The following is a 19,480-nucleotide window of genomic DNA, read 5'->3' as shown; positions in this document are numbered from 1 at the left end:
CGCCGATGTCGGGCGCATGCTCAGCCGCGCTACCGTCGAGGCATGCACATCGAGGGCACGGGCATCGCGCACGACCGCCGCGCGCGGGCGGCCTGAGACGACTCACTCCCGGGCAGGGGCGGATGCCGCGGTCGTGTGCGCGTCCGGAAGCTCGCGCATCGTCCAGAACGGGCCGAAGACGACGAACGCCGCCGACAGCAGCTGGCCGATCGCGCCGATCCACATCGTCGGGACCACCCCGAGCCACGTCCCCAGCGCACCGGCGAGCAGCGCGGCGATCGGCATGACGCCCCACACGACGAAACGGACCGACGCGTTCATGCGGCCGAGCAGGCGAGGCGGCGTGATGCGCTGGCGGAAGGTGACCTGGGTGATGTTGTAGACGAGGACCGTGAAGCTCATCACGAAGAACTGTCCGACCAGCAGCGGGAACGCGACCGCCGGCACGAGCGCGGCGACCGGCAGCAGCAGCCCGATCACGCTGAAGCCGAGGGCGCTCACGGGGATCGCGCGCGCTTCGCCGATCCACCGCACGATGTGCGACGTCGACATCGCGCCGAGGAGACCGCCGACCGCGCCCAGCGAGAAGATCAGTCCGAGGGACGCCGGCGAGAACCCGAGCTCGCGCAGCAGGAAGATCGGGATCAGCGTGCCCGACAGGGTGCTGAAGAAGTTGGAGACCCCCGTCGTGCCGACGATCCGCCGCAGCAGCCGCTCGGTGAAGACGAAGTGCAGGCCCTCGCGGATCTCGCCGAGGATCGACCCGCGGTCCGCGGTGTCGCGGGGTTCTTCGTGGTCGCGCGTGAACACGAGCGCGACGGCTGAGAGCACGTAGGTCACGGCGGTCGCGAGCACAGCGAGTGGCGCGGTGATCACCCCCACGAGCCAACCCCCGATTCCCGGTCCGGTGATGTTGGCGATCTCGTAGCTGGACTGGAGCTTGCCGTTCGCCTCGGCGATCTGGTCGGGCCGCACGAGCGAGGGCACGATGCTCTGGTACGAGACGTCGAAGAACACCGTGGCCACGCCCACGACCGCCACGATCGCGATGAGGTGCCAGATCTCGAGGGCCCCCAGCATCCACAGCACCGGCACGAGCGCGAGCGCGGCCGCGCGCACGAGGTCGGCGGCGATCATGACGTGCCGCTTGCGCATGCGGTCGATCCACGCGCCGGCGGGGAGTCCGACGAGCAGGAACGCGGCGACGTTGGCCGCGTTCAGCACGCCGACCTGGAACTCCGTCGCGTTCAGCAGCAGCACCGCGAGGACCGGGATCGCCAGCTCGGTGATCTGCGCCCCGAACTGGCTCAGGGTCTGCCCGCCCCACATCGTGAGGAAGTTGCCGTCGCGCCAGAGCGAGCCCGCGCGGGCCGGGCGCGGGGCGCGGTCGGCAGCGTCAGGGGAGACTGATTGGGACATGTCAATCAGTGTGGGATACCGATTGAGGGTTGTCAATCAGTCCCGTAGGCTCGCGGTGTGGACGACCGCATCGAGCTCACGCCCGGCGATCCTGTAGACGAAGCCCGCCTGCGCGCGATCGGCTCCCCGCTGCGGCTGCGCGTGCTGCGGCTGTGCGCCTTCGAATCGCGCACCAACAAAGAGCTGGCGGAGCTGCTCGGGGTCAACCCCGGCACGATGCTGCACCACGTGCGCACGCTCGTCCAGACCGGGTTCCTGGCGGCCGAGCCCGAGCGGGCGGGCGCGCAGGGGGCCCGCGAGGTGCCGTATCGCGCCACCGGGCTCTCGTGGCGGATGCCTCTGCCCGAGCGCAGCCGCGTGCTCGTGGAGGTCTTCCTGCAGCAGATCGAGCGCGTCGATCCCGACGACCTCGACACCGCGTGGCTCGGTCTCCGCCTGAACGACGAGCACCGGGAGGAGTTCCAGGGGCGCCTGCACGACCTGCTCGAGGAGTTCAAGGAGCGCGGACCGGATGCCGACGGCGAGGCCTACTCCGTCTTCACCGCCTTTCACCCCGACTTCAACCCGCCCGGCGCCGAGCGGGGCTGACGGCCCGCGGCCGGGCACCGTGCCGTCGGCCGCGCAGAGCCGCCAGTACATTGGGCGCATGACGATCGCGACGGCCGACCTGTACGACGAGCGCGGTGATGCCCTCGACTCCCTGTCGCTGCCGATGCTCGATCTGGGTGGACGGGTCGCATTCGACGGACCGGTGCGCACCGTGCGGTGCCACCGGGACAACGCGCTCGTGAAGGCCGTGCTCGCCACTCCGGGCGACGGGGCCGTGCTGGTGGTCGACGGAGGCGGATCGCTCGAGTCGGCGCTCGTGGGCGACCTCATCGCGGCCTCCGCGGTCGAGAACGGCTGGGCCGGGGTGGTCGTGCACGGCGCCGTCCGCGATCGCGAGGCGCTCGCGGCGCTGCCGCTCGGCGTGAAGGCGCTCGGCTCGAACCCGCGCAAGAGCGCGAAGGGCGGTGTCGGCGAGGTGGATGTGCCGGTGGTGATCGGGGGAGTGGCGTTCATTCCGGGCCGGCACCTGTGGGCGGACGCCGATGGGGTGCTCGTCGAGCGCTGAGGCAGTCCGGGCCGCGGCCGAGCCCGGCGCCCGCGCCGGTGGCACGATGGAAGCATGACCGAGGCCTTCGTCTACGACGCGGTGCGCACCCCGCGCGGACGCGGAAAGTCCACCGGCTCGCTGCACGGCGTGCCCCCGCACGAGCTCGTCGTGGGCCTGGTCGACGCCCTCCGGGAGCGCCACGCCGGCCTCGACCCCGCGGGGATCGACGACCTCGTGCTCGGGTGCGTCACGCCGATCGGCGATCAGGGCTCCGACGTCGCGAAGGTCGCGGCGCTCGCCGCGGGCCTGCCCGACACGGTGCCGGGTGTGCAGCTCAACCGGTTCTGCGGCTCGGGGCTCGAGGCCGTCAACCAGGCCGCGGCCAGGGTGCGGTCGGGGTGGGAGGATCTCTTCCTCGCGGGCGGCGTCGAGTCCATGAGCCGCGTGCCCATGGGCAGCGACGGCAGCCCCTTCTCGAAGGATGCCGCCGCCGCCGTGACCCCCGACTCGGTGCCGCAGGGGATCAGCGCCGACCTGATCGCGACGCTCGAGGGATACACGCGGGAGGACGTCGACCGGTTCGCCGCCGAGTCCCACGCCCGCGCGGCCCGCGCGTGGGAGGAGGGCCGGTTCGCGCGCTCGGTCGTGCCGGTGACGGATGCCGCGGGCACGGTGCTGCTCGAACGGGACGAGACGATCCGGCCGGGCACCAGCATCCAGAGTCTCGCCGCCCTGCCGCCCGCGTTCGCGGAGATGGGACGCTCCGGGTTCGACGAGCTCGCGCTGCGGGTCTACCCCGAAGCGGGAGCGATCGACCACGTCCACCACGCCGGCAACTCGTCCGGGATCGTCGACGGCGCCGCGCTCGTCGTCGTCGGCAATGAGGCGGCGGGCGTGCGCCACGGACTCACTCCGCGCGCCCGCATCCTGTCCGCCGCCGTCGTCAGCACCGAGCCGACCATCATGCTCACCGGTCCCGGGCCCGCGTCGCGGCTGGCTCTCCAGCGCGCCGGGCTCTCCCTGGACGACATCGATCTCATCGAGATCAACGAGGCGTTCGCCTCGGTCGCGCTGCGCCTCATGCGCGACCTCGACGACTTCCCGCACGAGCGCGTGAACGTCAACGGCGGCGCGATCGCGATGGGGCATCCGCTCGGGGCGACGGGCGCGATGATCCTCGGCACCCTCGTCGACGAGCTCGAGCGCACCGGCGGGCGCCACGGCCTGGCGACGCTGTGCATCGGCGGCGGCATGGGCGTGGCGACGGTGGTGGAGCGCGTCTGAGGTCGGGCCCGGGGCCTGCCGGCCACCGGCACCCCTGGACACGCGGGCCCGGAGGGCGGAGGCTGGCGGGAGCGATCGACCACCACGACCCCGGGAGCGAGATGTTCACCCACAATCGCGCGTTCAGCAGCTTCGCCGTGAAGGACCTCGACGAGGCGAAGGCGTTCTACGGAGAGACCCTCGGCCTGGCCGTCGAGGTCTATGACGACATGGGCATCATGGAGCTCACCCTCGGGTCGGGCGCGAAGGTGATGGTCTATCCCAAGCCCGACCACGAGCCCGCGGTGTTCACGATCCTGAACTTCGACGTCGACGACGTCGAGGCGGCCGTGGACGACCTCAACTCGCGGGGCGTCGTCACGAAGATCTACGACGACGCCGACTTCCCGACCGACGACAAGGGCATCTCCCGGGGGATGGGGCCCGAGATCGCGTGGTTCACGGACCCGTCCGGCAACGTCCTCGCGGTGCTCGCGGCGGCGTGACGGACGGATGCCCCGGCCACCGCGGTGCGGCGGGCCGGGGCATCCGGTGACCCGCGTCAGCGGGCGAGGGCCTCGGAGAGCTTCACGCGCGCGCCCATCCGCAGGAGGGAGTTCTGGTAGATCCGCGCGCCGATCGCGATCGCCGCGACGCACGTCGCGATGAGGATCGCGAGCGAGAGCAGCGGCTCCCACCACTGCGCCTCGCCGAGGAAGAGGCGCATCGGCATCCCGACCGGGGCCGAGAACGGCACGTACGACATGATGCCCAGCACGACCGGGTTGTCGAAGAAGAAGATCACCAGGAAGTACGGCGCCATGACGAGCATCGTGAGCGGCGTCGTGGTCGAGCCGATGTCCTCCATGCGCGACACCATCGACGCCGCCGCCGCGAACAGCGAGGCGAGGAGGATGAAGCCGAACAGGAAGAACACCGCGAACCAGGCGATCGGGCCACCGAGCCCCTGCAGGAGCGCGGTCTGATCCGTGATGGTCAGCCCGACCACGGCGATGGCCGCGAGGATCAGGATCTGTCCCATCGCGAGCACGGTGTTGCCGATGACCTTGCCGGCCAGGAGCGCGCGGACCGGGATGGCCGAGATGAGGAGCTCGACCACGCGCGTCTGCTTCTCCTCCACGACGCTCTGGGCGATCGTGCCGCCGAACATGGACGCCGCGAAGAGGAACACGACGCCGAAGCCGATCGCGACGACATAGCCCAGCGCGAAGCCGGTCGCGTCAGGATCGAGCAGCACGACCGTCGGCGTCACGGCGAGCTGCAGCAGCAGCTGCGACGGAGGGCTGGAGTCGGCGATCACCGCGAGCCCGACGGGCGACTCGGCGTCGACGACGATCGCCGCGTCGACGTCGCCGCTCTCGACGAGAGCCTCGGCCTCGTCGCGGTCGCCGACCTCGGTGATGTCCAGACCCTCCGTGGTCGAGAGGACGGCCGCGGCATCCGTCGTCACCGCGACGGGCGTGCCGGAGTTGTTCGACGCGGCGAAGCCACCCCAGATGACGACGGCCAGGGCGCCGATCAGCAGGATCGCCGTCGAGATGACGAAGGCCTTGCTGCGCAGCTTCGAGCCGATCTCGCGTTCTGCGACGAGCCAGACGGCCTGCGCGGAGCTCAGGGTGCTGCCGGTGGTGGGGGTGCTCACTGGATGACCTCCTTGAAGATCTGGGCGAGGGTGGGATGCTGCGGCGCGAAGCTCGCGACGTCGCCCTGTGCGACGGCCCGGCGGAGCACTCGCTGGGCGGTGTCGTCGGAGTCGACGTCGAACACCGCGTATCCGCCGTCGAAGTCGAGCACGTCGACGCCGGGCTCGCCCCGCAGCCAGCCGGCGTCGCCCGCGGAGACGAGCTCGAAGCGGCGGGTGGAGTGCGCGGCCCGCAGCTCGTCGCGGGCGCCGGCGGCGCGGATCGTGCCGCCGGCGATGATGACGAGGTCGTCGCAGAGCCGCTCGACCACGTCGAGCTGGTGGGACGAGAACAGCACGGCGGCACCGGCGGCGGCGCGCTCCTGGAGGACGCCCGCCACGACGTCGACCGCGAGCGGGTCGAGGCCCGAGAAGGGTTCGTCGAGGATGAGCACGCGAGGGTCGTGCACGAGCGCCGCGGCGATCTGCGCGCGCTGCTGGTTTCCGAGCGACAGCGTCTCGACGTTGTCGTTCAGGCGCTCACCGAGCCCGAGCCGCTCGAGGAGCTCGCCCGCGCGGGACGCGGCATCCGCCTTGGCGAACCCGTGCAGCCGCGCGAGGTAGGTGATGTGCTCGAGGACCTTCATCTTGGGGTAGAGCCCGCGCTCCTCCGGCATGTATCCGAAGCGGCGGCGATCGGATGCCGTCACCTCCGCGCCGTCGAGGGTCACCGACCCCGCATCCTTGGCGAGGACGCCGAGCACGATGCGCATCGTGGTGGTCTTGCCCGCGCCGTTGCCGCCGACGAAGCCGGTCAGCCGCCCGGGACGGACCTCGAACGAGACGTCGTCGAGGGCGAGCCTCCCCCCGTAGCTCTTCGTGATTCCTGTCAGTTGCAGCATCCTCGATCCTCTCCTCTGGCTTCCGGTCTCCACGGTAGGCAGGTGCGCGAGTGGGCGCCTCCCCCCGCAGGCGGATATCCGAGAGGAGCAGCCGAATGTATGCGCGGGAATAGATCGGGATGCGAGGTGCTTGCACGTGAATGGAACGTCCACGGTGGTCCCCGCCGGGGACCCTTTTCATTTGCGGAGGAACTCACCCATGACCGATCGGACCATCGGCTACATCGTCGGAAGCATCTCGTCGACCTCGATCAACCGACGCCTCGCACGGGCGCTGGAGCGTCTCGCCCCGGAGGGTACGACGCTCGTCGAGATCCCGATCAAGGACCTGCCGTTCTACTCGCCCGACTTCGACGCCGACTACCCGCAGGTCGCGCGCGACTTCAAGCAGGCGATCGAGGACGTCGACGGCGTGATCATCGTGACCCCCGAGTACAGCCGGTCGATCCCGGGTGTGCTGAAGAATGCGCTCGACTGGGCGGCTCGCCCGTGGGGCCAGGGTTCGTTCAACGGCAAGCCGACCGCCGTGATCGGCACGTCGGGCGGGCCGATCGCCACGGCCGCCGCGCAGCAGCACCTCAAGGCCGTGCTGAGCCACTACAACGCACCGACGCTCGGCCAGCCCGAGGGGTACGTCCAGTCGACGCCGGGTCTGTTCACCGACTCCGGCGAGGTCACCAACGACCAGACGGCGGAGTTCCTCGTGGGCTACCTCGAGGCCTTCGGCGCGCTCGTGGACCGCTACGCCGCGGTCCCCGTCGCGGCCTGACCCACCGGGCCCGGGCGTGTTCCGGCGCCCGGGCTCACACCAGGCCGTGCCGGTGGGCGTACACGACCGCGGCCACGCGGTCGCGGGCGCCGAGCTTCTGCAGCACGTTGGAGACGTGCGTCTTCACGGTCGCCTCGCCGATGTAGAGGCGCTGGGCGATCTCGGCGTTGCTGAGCGCCTGCGCGACGAGCCGCAGCACCTCGTCCTCGCGCTCGGTCAGCTCGACCGGTGACGCGGCGACAGCGTCGGGTCGAGTGCGCAGCAACTCCTCAGAACTGGAGCCGATGGGCCTCGTTCCGGCGCTCCTGGCGCTCTGCGAGGCCGGTGTTGAGGAGTTGTTGCGCGGCGGCTCGGCGAACCGGGCGATCACGCGGCGCGTCACCTCCGGCGCGAGCAGCGCGTCGCCCGCCGCCGCCACGCGCACCGCGTTCACCAGCTCCTCGGGGCCGGCGTTCTTGAGCAGGAATCCGCTCGCTCCGGCCGCGAGCGACTCGAACAGGTAGTCATCGCGGTCGAACGTCGTCACGATCACCACGGCGGCCGACACGGCCGGGTCCGCGACGATGCGCCGCGTCGCTTCGAGTCCATCCACGTCGGGCATCTGCACGTCCATGCATACCACGTCCGGGTGCAGGGTGGATGCCGCGGCCACTCCTTCCGAGCCGGTCCCCGCCTCTCCGACCACGACGATGTCGTCCGCGGCCTCGAGGATCATGCGGAACCCGGCGCGCATCACCGCGTGATCGTCGACCAGCAGCACCCGGATCGGCGGGGCGCTCACGCGTCGACCCGCTCGGGCACCGGGACCCGCAGCCGCACGAGGAAGCCACCCCGGGTCCGCGGCCCCGCCTCGAGGGTGCCGCCGGAGGCGACCGCACGCTCGCGCATGCCGACGATGCCGAGCCCGGGCCGGACGGCCGGCGGGGTCCGCCCGGTGTTGGCGATCTCGAGTTCGACGGCACCCGGGCCGTAGCGCAGGCGGACGTCGGCCGAGGCATCCGCTCCGCCGTGACGGCGCGCGTTCGTCAGCGCCTCCTGGGTGATGCGGTAGATGTTGACCTGGGCGATGTCGGGGAGCGGAATCTCGTCGCCGATGATCGTGAGGGTGGTGGGGAGCCCGTTCTGCGTCGCGTGCTCGACGAGCGACGGGAGGCCCGCGAGCGAGACGGTCGAGGCGCTCGGCGCGTCGCCGCTCGGGGTGCGCAGCGTCTCGAGGAGGTGGTGCAGCTCGTCCAGCGCGGAGCGGGCGGACCGCTCGACGCTCTCGAGAGCCTGCCGCGCGGCATCCGGATCGCGATCCATGACGGTGCGCGCGGCGCCCGCCTGGACCCCCATCGCCGAGACGTGGTGCGCGACGACGTCGTGCAGCTCCCGGGCGATGCGGATGCGATCGAGCGCGACGGCCTGCGCCGCCGTCACCTCGCGCTCGGCCTCGAGCTCGCGCGTGCGATCCTCCAGCGTGGTGCGCTCGAGCGCGGAGGCGTAGGCGCGGTCGCCCATGTAGTAGGCGCCGCCGAAGAACGCCGCATTGACGAGGAACTGGATGAGCATGAAGGCGACGAACGGGGAGAACAGACCCTCGCGCGACAGCCCCTCCTCGGTGGGTGCGGTGGCCGACTGGAAGGTCGTCACGAGCAGCCAGACGAACATCGAGATGATGATCGCGACGCGCACGTAGAGGGCTCGACGCCGGTCGTCGACCCACGCTCCCACGGTGTACATCGCGATGAACAGGGCGATGTTGCCCACGTAGATCTCGGGAATGCGCGCCGAGACGCCGACGAAGAAGACGACCGCCACCACGACCGCGACGATCTCGGGGAAGCGGCGGCGCAGCGCGAGCGGCACCGTGAGACCCGCGGAGTACAGCAGGCCCCACTGCAGGCCCTGGGCGGAGTCGGTGCCGTACACCCCGGCGACCGATCCGAGGGCCGTGCTGAGCACCGCGCCGACCAGCAGGCCCGCGGCGAGCCACACGTCGCTGCGCAGCTCGGCGGGAGTGGGCGGCCGCCGCCGGGAAGACGAGGAGCCAGTCATCCCTCCACGCTACGGCGGAGCGCGGGCGCGCGGCATCCCCCTCAAGGCGGAGACCCTGCCCGTAAGCGGTGCGCGGCGCAAGGGGCTGGCCCTGCGAGCCGTCGGCCGATCGGATGGAGGTGACGACAGGAGCACACATGACCGACTCGCACGACACCCGCACCGTCGCCCTCATCGTGGGGAGCGTCTCGCAGCCGTCGCTGAACCGAAGGCTCGCCGACGCGCTCGAGGTGCTCGCCCCGCAGGCCGGACTCGAACTGGTCGACGTGCCGATCGACGAGCTGCCCTTCTTCGGTGCCCACATGGAGAAGCCCGAGGACTATCCGGAGGCCGGTCGCGGCTTCAAGCGCGCGGTCGACGACGCGGACGGCCTGCTGATCGTGACCCCCGAGTACAACCGCTCGATCCCCGGGGTGCTCAAGAACGCGATCGACTGGGCCTCTCGCCCCCAGGGGGAGAACTCCTTCGCGGGTCGCCCGACCGCGGTCATCGGCACGAGCCCGGGGGACATCTCCACCGCCGTCGCGCAGAACCATCTCAAGGCCATCCTCACCTCGCAGGGCGCGCACGTGCTCGGAGACCCCGAGGCCTACATCAGCTACGAGAAGGGTCTCATCGACGACGACGGGCAGGTGACGGATGCCTCGACCCGAGAATTCCTGAGCGAGTTCCTCGTTTCCTTCCGGGCGCTCATCGACAGCACCGCCTGAGCTGCTTGCTCTTGACAAGCATGGTTGTTTTTTGCAAGTGTGGCCTCGTCGCCGCATCGGCGCGATGACCACCGACAAGGAGCAACGCGATGACGCACATCTTCGTCAACGTCCCGACGAACGACCTCGAGCGGGCCAAGGCCTTCTACACGGCGCTGGGCGCCGAGATCAATCCGCTGTTCACCGATGACAACGCCGCGTGCATCGTCTGGGCCGACAACATCCAGATGATGGTGCTCACGAAGGAGTACCTCGGCACGTTCACCGACAAGGAGATCATCGACCCGCGCACGCACGCGCAGGTGCAGGTCGCGTTCAGCCGCGACTCGCGCGAGGAGGTGGATCGCATCCTCGAGGCGGGGCTCGCGAACGGCGGCAGCGAGCCGCGCCCCGCACAGGACTACGGCTTCATGTACAGCCGCGATCTCGACGACCCCGACGGCAACGGCCTCGCCTTCCTCTACATGGACCCGAAGGCGGCCGAGCTGGGGCCCGAGGCCTACATGGCGGAGCAGGCGCAGGCGTAGGTGGCCGCCCGCAGCTACGGGCAGTACTGCGGGGTCACGACCGCTGTCGAGCTGATCGGCGAGCGGTGGGCGCTGCTCATCGTGCGCGACCTGCTCGTCGGACCTCGGCGCTACACCGATCTCAAGCAGGGGCTGCCCCGGATCCCCACGAACATCCTCTCGACGCGGCTGAAGGAGCTGCAGGAGGGCGGAGTCGTGCGGCGCGTGCCCCTCGCGAACTGCGGTCTCGTGTACGAGCTCACGCCCTATGGCCGCGAGCTCGAGCCGATCGTCCTGGCGCTCGGGCAATGGGGCTTCGCCCGCATGGGCGACCCGGAGCCGGACGACATCGTGACCGCGGACTCCCTGACGATGGCGCTGCGGACCGCGTTCCGACCGGATGCCGCGGCATCCCTCCCGCCCGCCGACTACGAGCTGCGTCTCGCGGACATCGTGCTGCGGGTCCAGGTGGACGGCACGCGACTGCGGATCGTCCAGCTCGCGCCTCCCCGGCTGATCGGAGGGGCCCCGCCCGCCGGAGAGCCCGGACTCGTGTTCGCGGCCGGACCGGGCATCCGGCGCGTGATCTCGGGCGAGCTCACGCCCGCGGAGGCGATCGACCGCGAGGTGCTCGTCGTCGAGGCGGGCGACGCGACCCTCTTGGAGCGGTTCGCCGAGGTCTTCCGCATCGATTCGGCGGGCATCCCCGCCTGAAGGAAGGAGCGACCATGACCGGCCGCATCACGATCGATCTGTTCACGACCCTCGACGGCGTCGCGCAGGCGCCCGGCGGTCCCGACGAGGACCCGTCCGGCGGCTTCCCGTTCGGCGGGTGGCAGGCGCCGCTGCCCGACGATGTGATCGGATCGGCCGTCGGCGAGGGGATCGCCCGCATGGACGCCCTCGTGCTCGGGCGCCGCACGTACGACATCTTCGCCGACTACTGGCCGAAGCACGCCGACAATCCGATCGGGCGACGCTTCGCCGAGATCCCCAAGTACGTCGCCTCGCGCTCCGCGCTTCGGCTCGAGTGGGACGGCACGACGCAGCTGCGCGGGGATGCCGCGTCCGCCGTCGCCGCGCTCCGCGACCGGCACGACGACATCCACGTGATCGGCAGCGTCGACCTCGTGCAGTCGCTGCTCGCCGCCGACGCCTACGACGAGTTGCGGCTGTGGGTGCACCCGGTCGTCCTCGGACAGGGCAAGAAGGTCTTCCCGGATGGCGCGACCCCCGCCCGGCTGCGGCTCATCGAGCCTCCGGTCACCGGCGGAACGGTCGTGCAGCTGCGCTACGCCCCCGGAGGGCCCGTGCAGACCGGGTCGATGGAGCCGCCCGCCGACGCGTGACGCCGCCGGGCGGCGTGGCGCCGTCGGGCACGCACGATCGTCGCGCTAGCGTGCGGCTGTGGCCGAGGCATCCACCGTCGATCCCGAGAAGGCGCGCCGTGACGCCCCCGCGGGGGTCATCATGGTCGGGATGTCGGCGATCGCGTGGTGGCCGGCATTCACGCTCGCCGTGTGGGACGAGATCTTCTTCGACGACATCCTCGCGCTGTGGGCCGCCTCGACAGCCGCGTTCGTCTACGTGCTCGTCGAGCGGCGGCCCGTCGGCGGGCGGCTGGTGCGGGCATTCCTGCTGCTGCTCCCGACAGTGTGGCTCGTGCTGAACTTCGCCGTCGACGATGAGACCGCCGACCTCGGCGTCGCCATCCTCGACCTCGTCGCGATCCTCGCCGTGCTGATCGGGATCCCCTTCACGCTGTGGGTGCTGGTGCGCATCGTATGGCCGGACTTCCGGTCCGAAACGCGCCGCGGCACCAAGTGGCTCATCGTGTCCGTCGTCTTCGGCGTCGCAGTGGCCTCGTTCATCCTCGGCCTCAATCAGGAGCACTTCCTGACGTGCGGCGACTTCGAGATCAGCGGCAAGGCGCCGCCGGCCGACTGCACTCCCGGCCCACCGGAGTAGCCGGGGCTCAGCCCTCGAGCGTCTCCCTCACGGCAGGCGTCAGCGCGACGGCGAGGTCACGTGCGAGGAAACCCATCCCCACCCGTTCGGTGAGAGATGCTCCGGCCCGCGCGTGCGCCCACGCGCCCCAGACGAGGGCGCGCTCGGCCGGAAGCCCCCGTGCGAGGAACCCGGTGATCGCCCCCGCGAGCACGTCGCCGCTGCCCGACGTGCCCAGACCGGCGCCGCCCTCGTCGATCCGCCACGCGCGGCCGTCGGGGTGGGCCATCGAGCCGTAGCATCCCACCGCCGCGCGCCGGGTCCGGGCCGCCTCCCGCACGTCGTCGTCCTCGTCCGCGGCTTCGCGCCCCAGGAGGAGCTCGAGCTCCTCGCGATTGGGGCTGAGGAGAAGCTCTTCGGGCAGCAGCGAGCGGTCCACCTCGTCCAGGACACCGAGGGCGAAGGCATCCAGCACCACTCGGGCGGGCGCCGAGTCGGCGACGGCCCGCAGGCTCGCGAGCGTGTTCTCGGGGTCGGCGAAACCGGGTCCGACGAGCACGGCGTCGGCGGAAGCGAGGTGATCGCGGACATCGTCCGGGAACGGGGCATCCGTCTGCCCCGGCATACCGTAGACGCCGGCCTCGGGGATCGCGAGCCCCACGGCGATCTCGATCGACTGCGGAACGATCAGCGCCACGCGTCCGGCCCCGACGCGGAGGGCCGCCTCGGCGGCCAGCACGACCGCTCCGGGCGAACGACGGGACCCTCCCACGACGACGACGTCTCCCCGGGACTTCTTGGAGTCTCCCGGGTCCGGCAGGCCCCACGACCGCAGGAGCTCCGGCGAGACCGGTTCAGGCCGGCTCGACATCGGGACTCCCCGGGTGGGCGGTGACGTCGGCGCCTTCGCGCTGCAGATGGGCGACGTCGGAGAAGGTACGGAGATGCCACGCCCCGTCTTCGAACTGCAGGTGGGTCACGGACGCGTTGAGGACGGTCCGGTCGGCGGCGAAGTCGAGGAGCTCGTCCTCCCGCATCCCCAGCAGCAGGTAGAGCAGGAGCATCACGACCGCATCGTGCGCGACCACCACGACCGCCTCCCCAGGGCCGTCGAGGCGATCCCGCAGGAAGGAACGCAGCCGGAGCGCCACGTCCGCCCACGACTCCCCGCCGGGCGGCCGGTGGTAGAACTTGCCGAGGTGGCGTCGCCGCTCCATCTCCTCCGGGTGCCGGGTGGCGACGCCGCGCCGCGTCAGGAGATCGAGGATGCCGAGCTCGCGGTCCCGGATCCGCTCATCGATCGCCGGCGGAGAGTCCGGCGACTCGTCCGCGAGGGCGATGGCCAGAGTCTCCCGCGCGCGGACATAGGGCGACACCCAGTACTCGTCGATCGCATCGCGACGGCCGGTCAGCCAGCGACCGAGCGCCTCGGCCTGCTCGCGACCGGTGTCCGACAGCGGCACGTCGGCATCGCGGAGGTCGAGCGGGATCGCCTCGAGCTGCTCGAGCTCCGCCCGGGTCGCGGCGACGTTGCCGATGCTCTCGCCGTGTCGCACGAGGAAGAACTCTGTGACCGCCATGCACCGAGGCTAGGGATGCCGCCGCCCCCCGCGACAGTGGTTGACAAGGCGGCGGGGGTCAGAAGATCATCGGGCGATCGTCGTCGTCGGGCCCGTCGAGGTCGAGATCGACGACCACCGGCACGTGGTCGCTCGGCGCCTCGCCCTTGCGCTCATTGCGGTGGATCTGCGCACCGGCCACCGCGTCGGCGAGGGCGTGCGAGCCGAGGATGAAGTCGATGCGCATGCCCTCGTTGCGGGGGAAGCGCAGCTGCTTGTAATCCCAGTAGGTGTAACCGGTGGGCACGAGCGGGCGCACGACGTCGTGGAGTCCGGCCGCCTGGAGAGCGGCGAACGCCTCGCGCTCGGGAGGGGAGACGTGGGTCGCGAAGCCCTGGACCACCGAGGGATCGCCGTTGTCGGCATCCGTCGGGGCGATGTTGAAGTCGCCCACCAGCGCGAGGGCGAGGTCGGGGTTCGTGGTGAGAGAATCGCGCGTGTACTGCTCGAGCGCGGCCAGCCAGTCGAGCTTGTAGAAGTAGTGCGGATCGCCGAGCGAGCGACCGTTGGGCACGTAGAGGCTCCAGACCTCGACCCCGCCGACCGTCGCGCCGATCGCACGGGCCTCCTGCGGGGCATCCGGACCGTTGTGGCCCTTCTCGAAGCCCGGCATGCCGGGGAAGGCGGTGCGCACGTCGGAGAGCGGCTCGCGGCTGGCGATCGCGACGCCGTTCCACTGCGAGAACCCGTGCGCCTCGACGTGGAAACCCGCCTCTTCGAAGCGGTCGAAGGGGAACTGCTCGACCTTGCATTTGATCTCCTGCATGGCGAGCACGTCGATGTGCTCACGCACCGCGAAGTCGACGATGCGGTCGACCCGCGCGCGGATGGAGTTGACGTTCCACGTGGCCAGGCGCATGGCCTCCAGCCTAGGCGCGGCCGGGGACGCCGCCGACCCGAGCGTGTGTCGGTGGCCGCGGGTATGGTCTTGCGCATGCCGCGGCAGGGGATGGTGACGACGCACGTCGCGTTCCTCCGCAATGTCAACCAGGGTCAGCGCGGTCAACCTTCCACCGGCGACGTCATCGCCGCGTTCGCAGACGCCGGATGCCCCGGCGCGCGCGCCTTCCAGAGCAACGGCACGGTCGTCTTCACGGGCCCCGAGCCCGAGCGCGTCGCCGCCGACGTCGAGCAGGCCCTGACCGCGAGGATGAGAGCGGAGCGCGAGGTCTTCACGATGCCGCTCGCCCAGGTCGCGGCGATCGTCGATGCGCACGGTGCCGAGGCCGATTCACGACGTCGAGAGCTCACCCTCCACCACGGCGGCGCACTCCGGCTCGATGACCCCGACGTGATACGCGAGACGGCTCGGCGACGCTGTCGGCTCGTCGATGCGGGCATCGGCTGGACCGTCGCGCAGAACGAACGCGACGGTGAATCCAACGCGACGCCGTCCGTCGAACGGATCACGGGTCTCTCCGCGACGTCCCGAGGCCTCCCCACGCTGATCCGCCTGATCGACCGCTTCGCGACATGATCCACCGACGGATGCCCCGGCCCACGGCGCGCCGGGTGAGGCATCCGTAGACTCGCTCCCATGACCGTCGCCTCCACGCCCGCACTCGAAGCCGACCGGCAGTACCTCATCGCGCTGATCCAGGACGAGGCCGTCTTCCACGGCGACTTCACCCTGTCGAGCGGCAAGAAGGCGACGTACTACGTCGACATGCGCAAGCTCACGCTCGACCACCGCGCGGCTCCGGCGATCGGCCGGATCATGCTCGACCTCGTGCGGGATGTCGACGGGATCGTCGCCGTCGGAGGTCTCACCCTCGGCGCCGACCCCATCGCCAACGCCGTCATGCACGAGTCCGCGCGTACGCCGCGCCCGCTGGACGCGTTCGTCGTCCGCAAGGAGCCGAAGGATCACGGCCGCGGGCGCCAGGTGGAGGGGGCGGATGTCGCGGGCAAGCGCGTCGTCGTGCTCGAAGACACCTCGACCACGGGCCAGTCCGCCCTCAAGGCGGTCGAGGCGCTGAGGCGCGAGGGGGCGGAGCCGGTCGCCGTCGCGGTGATCGTCGACCGCAAGACCGGCGCGCAGGCGGCGGTCGAAGCCGAAGGTCTGCAGTGGCTCGCCGCGATCGACCTCGACGATCTCGGCCTCGAGCCGCAGTAGAGCGAGGCCGCGTCAGCCGTCGGTGATCTCCATGGTCATGTAGGCCCCACCGCCCCATTCGAAGGTCACCCGCTGATCTTCGCCGAGTCTGTCGAATGCGAGCGACACTCCCACCGGCCGCTCCGCGGTCGCATCGTGGGGGAGGCACTGCGCTTCGGTCTCAGCGCCGTCGGTCAACAGCAGGCAGTTCTGCAGTCCGAGACGACCCGAGACGCGGGCGACCCACAGTGCCCAGCCGTCATAGACGCCGAGCGGGTGCGCCCACCTCGTCACGCCGCTCGCGGGGAACGCCGGTCCGTCTGCCCGCCAGGAGACGTCGACGAACTCGCCGCGCACCCTGTTGACGAGCAGGGGGATGGTCACGCGACCGTTCACGGGAAGAGCGATCGGAGCGAGCCTCGTCGGGGACGGCGCGGTGGCCGCGCCCGCGCTGCTCGGGTCCGGCATGGTCTGCAGCCCGTAGACCGCGCCGAGGGCGGCCGCGACCAGCGTGACCGAGGCGACCAGGGCCACCATCCGCAGGCGGCGGGGCGACGGGCGGTCGCCGGCTGATCCGTCGGCGGTCGGGCCCCCATCGGATGCCTCGGGGTCCGGGGCTTCCGCCGTCGACGAGGGCGCGGGTGCGGCCGCAGAGCGGTCGGCGAGGGCGAGCCCTTCGAGCTCGGCCAGACGGTCCCACGCGGCTTCGTCGCCGGCGATGTCGGCGTCCCGGTCGTACGCGCGGCGACGCAGTGCCTCCAATTCGGCGCGGGCAGCGGCATCCATCATCAGCCGATCCTGCCCGCGTCGGGTGCGCGCGTCCTCGAGCTCGCCACGCTTTCACGCTACGCCTCGGCGGAGGTGGTGGGGGCGGACTTCCGGTCCTGTCGAGATCTCAGTCGCCGCGCCCGCGGCCGCGCCACCACTGCCAGACGAACACGATGAGCGTGCTGACGAGCGCTACGGCCGTGGCGGCGAAGAGCAGATTCTGCTCGAACTCGTTCATGCGGGACGGCGTCCTTCCGAGGCATCCGTGACGATCTTGGCGATGCGGGCGGCGCGTGTCTCGGGCCTGCGTGCCATGTCGACGAGCGAGATCCCGAGCTTCCTCGCCGACATCGGGAAGTCATCCCACGCCGCGCGGGCGGCCGGGGCGGCATCGAGGGCGGCGGCGAGGTCGTCGGGCTCGATGCCGGCCTCGGCGTTGTCGAGCACCGTCCACGATCCGTTCGCCTTCGCCACCTCCACGGCGCGGATGCCGGCCTCGGTCATGAGACCGGCGGCCTCGAGCTCGATCAGCCGCGCCTTGTTGGTCGCGGCCCACCCGCTCGACGGCCGGCGGGGTGCGAACCAGAGCCCGCCGCGCATCTCGTCGAACGTGCGCACGGGGCCGTCGATCCATCCGAAGCACAGCGCCTGCCGGATCGCCTCCTCGTACTCGACGAACACCAGGCCGGACTTCGGTCGCGCGCGCACCAGCCACGCGCCCGTGGACACGCGGTGGTTCTCCTCCAGCCACGCGCGCCAGGCCATGGCATCCGCGACCTCCACCTTCTCGCCGTCGTCCAGAGCGCCCATGCCGCGACGATACCGCGCGATGCGGACGTGGGATGACCGCGATCGCGTCAGAGGATGTCGGGCTCTTCGGCCTCGATCGGCTCGGCGGACAGGAGGTCGGCCACGGAGTCGAGCACCTCGTCGGGCCGGAACGGATACCGCTGGATCTCGGCGGGGTCGCTGATCCCGGTCAGCACCAGCACGGTGTGCAGGCCGGCCTCGATTCCCGCCACCACGTCGGTGTCCATGCGGTCGCCGATCATGCCGGTGTTCTCGGAGTGGGCCCCGATGCGGTTGAGCGCAGACCGGAACATCATCGGGTTGGGCTTGCCGACGACGTACGGCTCCATGCCGGTCGCTTTCGTGATGAGCGCCGTGATGGCGCCCGTCGCGGGCAGCACTCCGTCCGTCGAAGGGCCCGTGGGGTCGGGATTCGTCGCGATGAACCGTGCGCCCGCGCCGATGAACCGGATCGCCTTGGTGATCGCCTCGAACGAGTAGTTGCGGGTCTCCCCGACGACGACGTAGTCGGGTTCGGTCTCGGTCATGATGAACCCGGCTTCGTGGAGCGCCGTCGTGAGCCCGGCCTCGCCGATGACGAACGCCGTGCCGCCGGGCATCTGGGACTGGAGGAAGTCCGCCGTCGCGAGCGCCGACGTCCAGATCGACTCCTCGGGGACGATGAGGCCGGAGGCGCGCAGCCGCGCCGACAGGTCGCGCGGAGTGAAGATCGAGTTGTTCGTCAGGACGAGGAACGGGGTGCCCGTGTCGCGCCACTGCTCGAGAAGGGCGGACGCCCCCGGGATGGGCGTGTTCTCGTGGACGAGCACGCCGTCCATGTCGGTCAGCCAGCATTCGATCTCGGCGCGGGTCCGCATGTCGCCCAGCCTAGGGCCGCGGGGGTTAAGGTCGAAGTCGTGGCGTCGACCTGGGATCCCCGCAGCCTCCCCGACCTGTCCGGTCGCGCCTACCTCGTCACGGGATCCAACAAGGGCCTCGGCTACTTCGCGTCGGAGCAGCTGCTGCGCGCGGGCGCCCGGGTGTACATGACCGGTCGCAGCGCGAACCGGCTCGCCGCCGCGCGCGCCGCGATCCGCCGGCGGGTTCCGGATGCCGCACACGATGCCGCCGAGATGCTCGTGCTCGATACGAGCAACCTGGGCTCGGTGCGCTCCGCCGCGGCCAGCGTTCGCGGCCGGGGCGGCCTCGACGGGCTCCTCCTCAACGCGGGGATCGTGCATCCGCCGAAGGAGCGCGAGACCACCGTGGACGGTCACGAGGTGGTCTTCGCGACGAATGCCCTCGGCCACTTCGCGCTGGCGGGCGAGCTGCTCACCTCGCTGGCGCGGCGGGAGGGTCGCATGGTGTGGCTCGGCAGCATCTCGACGTCGCTGACCCCCTACGATCCGGTCGATCCGCAGCTCACGACGGGCTACAGCGCGTGGCGGGCGTACGTGCAATCCAAGATCGCCACGAGCGCGCTCGGCTTCGAGGCCGACCGCCGCCTGCGCGGCGCCGATGTGCCGGTGACGAGTGTCGTGGCGCATCCGGGCTATGCGATCAGCGGGCGCACGCCGGGCATCACCGGGGTCAACACCCCGTCGGCCGCGAAGCGGTTCCGCGACAACCTGCAGGCGGCGATCGCCCAGTCCAAGGAGCACGGCGCGTGGCCGCTCGTCCGTGCCCTGGTCGACCCCGGCATCGAGGGCGGCGAGTTCTGGGGTCCGCGCACCGTGGCTCGCGGCGTCCCTCGCCGGCAGGTGGCCTCGAAGATCACGCGAGACGAGGATGTCGCGGCCCGGCTGTGGACGGCGGCCGAGACGGCGACGGGCGTGCGCTGGCCCTTCGCCGAGGCATCCGCCGTCTCCTGACCCCGCCCCACTTGCCGAGAGGGCGCTTACGACGACTTCGAACGGCG

General features: G+C 71.2%; 24 protein-coding genes. 13 read left to right on the top strand and 11 right to left on the bottom strand.

Annotated elements, in window-relative coordinates; translation table 11 throughout:
- Window positions 1-102 precede the first annotated feature (102 nt).
- The gene (locus ACFQ0P_RS05260; RefSeq protein WP_204981068.1) at window positions 103-1,419 is read right to left on the bottom strand and encodes an MFS transporter; all 1,317 of its coding nucleotides are present in this window, start codon (window positions 1,417-1,419) and stop codon (window positions 103-105) included.
- Window positions 1,420-1,476: 57 nt separating this feature from the next.
- Between ACFQ0P_RS05260 and ACFQ0P_RS05255 the strand changes: the two genes are divergently transcribed.
- The 4 genes from ACFQ0P_RS05255 to ACFQ0P_RS05240 all read left to right on the top strand — a co-directional run bounded on the left by ACFQ0P_RS05255 (window position 1,477) and on the right by ACFQ0P_RS05240 (window position 4,284).
- Window positions 1,477-2,007 (top strand): helix-turn-helix domain-containing protein, encoded by a 531-nt coding sequence (locus ACFQ0P_RS05255; protein WP_204981067.1) that lies wholly within the window; start codon window positions 1,477-1,479, stop codon window positions 2,005-2,007.
- A 58-nt stretch (window positions 2,008-2,065) separates the two neighbouring features.
- A complete protein-coding gene (gene rraA, locus ACFQ0P_RS05250) occupies window positions 2,066-2,533 on the top strand; it encodes a ribonuclease E activity regulator RraA (protein WP_204981065.1) in 468 nt (155 codons plus the stop codon).
- A gap of 54 nt (window positions 2,534-2,587) precedes the next feature.
- Entirely contained in the window at window positions 2,588-3,799 is a 1,212-nt protein-coding gene (locus tag ACFQ0P_RS05245; RefSeq protein ID WP_204981063.1) for an acetyl-CoA C-acetyltransferase, read from the top strand.
- Window positions 3,800-3,900: 101 nt separating this feature from the next.
- The gene (locus ACFQ0P_RS05240; RefSeq protein WP_204981061.1) at window positions 3,901-4,284 is read left to right on the top strand and encodes a VOC family protein; all 384 of its coding nucleotides are present in this window, start codon (window positions 3,901-3,903) and stop codon (window positions 4,282-4,284) included.
- 56 nt (window positions 4,285-4,340) lie between these two features.
- Here ACFQ0P_RS05240 and ACFQ0P_RS05235 read toward each other — a convergent pair whose 3' ends face one another.
- Both ACFQ0P_RS05235 and ACFQ0P_RS05230 read right to left on the bottom strand, forming a co-directional pair.
- Window positions 4,341-5,441: an ABC transporter permease gene (locus tag ACFQ0P_RS05235; RefSeq protein WP_204981059.1), complete on the bottom strand. Its 1,101-nt coding sequence runs from the start codon at window positions 5,439-5,441 to the stop codon at window positions 4,341-4,343.
- Entirely contained in the window at window positions 5,438-6,322 is an 885-nt protein-coding gene (locus tag ACFQ0P_RS05230) for an ABC transporter ATP-binding protein (RefSeq protein WP_204981057.1), read from the bottom strand. The genes ACFQ0P_RS05235 and ACFQ0P_RS05230 overlap by 4 nt, the downstream gene beginning before the upstream one ends.
- A gap of 199 nt (window positions 6,323-6,521) precedes the next feature.
- Here ACFQ0P_RS05230 and ACFQ0P_RS05225 point away from each other — a divergent pair, with 199 nt between their 5' ends.
- A complete protein-coding gene (locus ACFQ0P_RS05225; protein WP_204981055.1) occupies window positions 6,522-7,091 on the top strand; it encodes an NADPH-dependent FMN reductase in 570 nt (189 codons plus the stop codon).
- 34 nt (window positions 7,092-7,125) lie between these two features.
- Here the strand turns inward: ACFQ0P_RS05225 and ACFQ0P_RS05220 are convergent, their stop codons facing one another.
- On the bottom strand, window positions 7,126-7,872 hold the full coding sequence (locus ACFQ0P_RS05220; RefSeq protein WP_204981053.1) for a response regulator: 747 nt from the start codon (window positions 7,870-7,872) through the stop codon (window positions 7,126-7,128).
- A complete protein-coding gene (locus ACFQ0P_RS05215) occupies window positions 7,869-9,128 on the bottom strand; it encodes a sensor histidine kinase (RefSeq protein ID WP_204981052.1) in 1,260 nt (419 codons plus the stop codon). Before ACFQ0P_RS05215 ends, ACFQ0P_RS05220 begins: the two co-directional genes overlap by 4 nt.
- Before the next feature lie 137 nt (window positions 9,129-9,265).
- Here ACFQ0P_RS05215 and ACFQ0P_RS05210 point away from each other — a divergent pair, with 137 nt between their 5' ends.
- The 5 genes from ACFQ0P_RS05210 to ACFQ0P_RS05190 all read left to right on the top strand — a co-directional run bounded on the left by ACFQ0P_RS05210 (window position 9,266) and on the right by ACFQ0P_RS05190 (window position 12,312).
- Window positions 9,266-9,838: an NADPH-dependent FMN reductase gene (locus ACFQ0P_RS05210; protein WP_204981051.1), complete on the top strand. Its 573-nt coding sequence runs from the start codon at window positions 9,266-9,268 to the stop codon at window positions 9,836-9,838.
- Between the two features lie 89 nt (window positions 9,839-9,927).
- Window positions 9,928-10,365, top strand: coding sequence for a VOC family protein (locus ACFQ0P_RS05205; protein WP_204981050.1), 438 nt, complete (start codon window positions 9,928-9,930; stop codon window positions 10,363-10,365).
- The gene (locus tag ACFQ0P_RS05200) at window positions 10,366-11,058 is read left to right on the top strand and encodes a winged helix-turn-helix transcriptional regulator (protein WP_204981049.1); all 693 of its coding nucleotides are present in this window, start codon (window positions 10,366-10,368) and stop codon (window positions 11,056-11,058) included. It begins immediately after the preceding gene.
- Between the two features lie 14 nt (window positions 11,059-11,072).
- The gene (locus ACFQ0P_RS05195) at window positions 11,073-11,693 is read left to right on the top strand and encodes a dihydrofolate reductase family protein (RefSeq protein WP_204981048.1); all 621 of its coding nucleotides are present in this window, start codon (window positions 11,073-11,075) and stop codon (window positions 11,691-11,693) included.
- Window positions 11,694-11,751: 58 nt separating this feature from the next.
- Window positions 11,752-12,312, top strand: a complete 561-nt coding sequence (locus tag ACFQ0P_RS05190; RefSeq protein WP_204981047.1) for a hypothetical protein — start codon at window positions 11,752-11,754, stop codon at window positions 12,310-12,312.
- Window positions 12,313-12,319: 7 nt separating this feature from the next.
- On the opposite strand, the gene ACFQ0P_RS05185 is transcribed toward ACFQ0P_RS05190, so the two are convergent.
- Genes ACFQ0P_RS05185 through ACFQ0P_RS05175 form a run of 3 tightly spaced genes read right to left on the bottom strand, consistent with a single transcriptional unit; the run spans window position 12,320 to window position 14,769 of the window.
- Window positions 12,320-13,162, bottom strand: a complete 843-nt coding sequence (locus ACFQ0P_RS05185) for an ADP-dependent NAD(P)H-hydrate dehydratase (protein WP_204981045.1) — start codon at window positions 13,160-13,162, stop codon at window positions 12,320-12,322.
- Window positions 13,146-13,871, bottom strand: coding sequence for a histidine phosphatase family protein (locus tag ACFQ0P_RS05180; RefSeq protein WP_204981042.1), 726 nt, complete (start codon window positions 13,869-13,871; stop codon window positions 13,146-13,148). Before ACFQ0P_RS05180 ends, ACFQ0P_RS05185 begins: the two co-directional genes overlap by 17 nt.
- A 58-nt stretch (window positions 13,872-13,929) precedes the next feature.
- Window positions 13,930-14,769 (bottom strand): exodeoxyribonuclease III, encoded by an 840-nt coding sequence (locus ACFQ0P_RS05175; protein ID WP_204981039.1) that lies wholly within the window; start codon window positions 14,767-14,769, stop codon window positions 13,930-13,932.
- Between the two features lie 75 nt (window positions 14,770-14,844).
- Here ACFQ0P_RS05175 and ACFQ0P_RS05170 point away from each other — a divergent pair, with 75 nt between their 5' ends.
- Both ACFQ0P_RS05170 and pyrE read left to right on the top strand, forming a co-directional pair.
- Window positions 14,845-15,387 carry a DUF1697 domain-containing protein gene (locus ACFQ0P_RS05170; RefSeq protein ID WP_204981037.1) on the top strand — a complete coding sequence of 181 codons (543 nt, stop codon included), beginning with the start codon at window positions 14,845-14,847 and terminating at the stop codon, window positions 15,385-15,387.
- A gap of 60 nt (window positions 15,388-15,447) precedes the next feature.
- Window positions 15,448-16,026 (top strand): orotate phosphoribosyltransferase, encoded by a 579-nt coding sequence (pyrE, locus tag ACFQ0P_RS05165; RefSeq protein WP_204981035.1) that lies wholly within the window; start codon window positions 15,448-15,450, stop codon window positions 16,024-16,026.
- 12 nt (window positions 16,027-16,038) lie between these two features.
- Here the strand turns inward: pyrE and ACFQ0P_RS05160 are convergent, their stop codons facing one another.
- The 3 genes from ACFQ0P_RS05160 to ACFQ0P_RS05150 form a co-directional block, all read right to left on the bottom strand.
- Window positions 16,039-16,794, bottom strand: a complete 756-nt coding sequence (locus ACFQ0P_RS05160) for a hypothetical protein (RefSeq protein WP_204981033.1) — start codon at window positions 16,792-16,794, stop codon at window positions 16,039-16,041.
- Between the two features lie 213 nt (window positions 16,795-17,007).
- Entirely contained in the window at window positions 17,008-17,583 is a 576-nt protein-coding gene (locus ACFQ0P_RS05155; RefSeq protein ID WP_204981031.1) for a YdeI/OmpD-associated family protein, read from the bottom strand.
- A 47-nt stretch (window positions 17,584-17,630) separates the two neighbouring features.
- A complete protein-coding gene (locus ACFQ0P_RS05150; RefSeq protein WP_204981029.1) occupies window positions 17,631-18,440 on the bottom strand; it encodes an HAD-IIA family hydrolase in 810 nt (269 codons plus the stop codon).
- A 39-nt stretch (window positions 18,441-18,479) separates the two neighbouring features.
- Between ACFQ0P_RS05150 and ACFQ0P_RS05145 the strand changes: the two genes are divergently transcribed.
- Window positions 18,480-19,433, top strand: coding sequence for an SDR family NAD(P)-dependent oxidoreductase (locus tag ACFQ0P_RS05145; RefSeq protein ID WP_204981028.1), 954 nt, complete (start codon window positions 18,480-18,482; stop codon window positions 19,431-19,433).
- Window positions 19,434-19,480 lie beyond the last annotated feature (47 nt).

This window comes from Microbacterium insulae (assembly GCF_042677065.1).
GTDB lineage: Bacteria > Actinomycetota > Actinomycetes > Actinomycetales > Microbacteriaceae > Microbacterium > Microbacterium insulae.
Note: the sequence above shows the minus strand (reverse complement) of the source record. Positions and strands in the feature narration are given on the sequence as shown.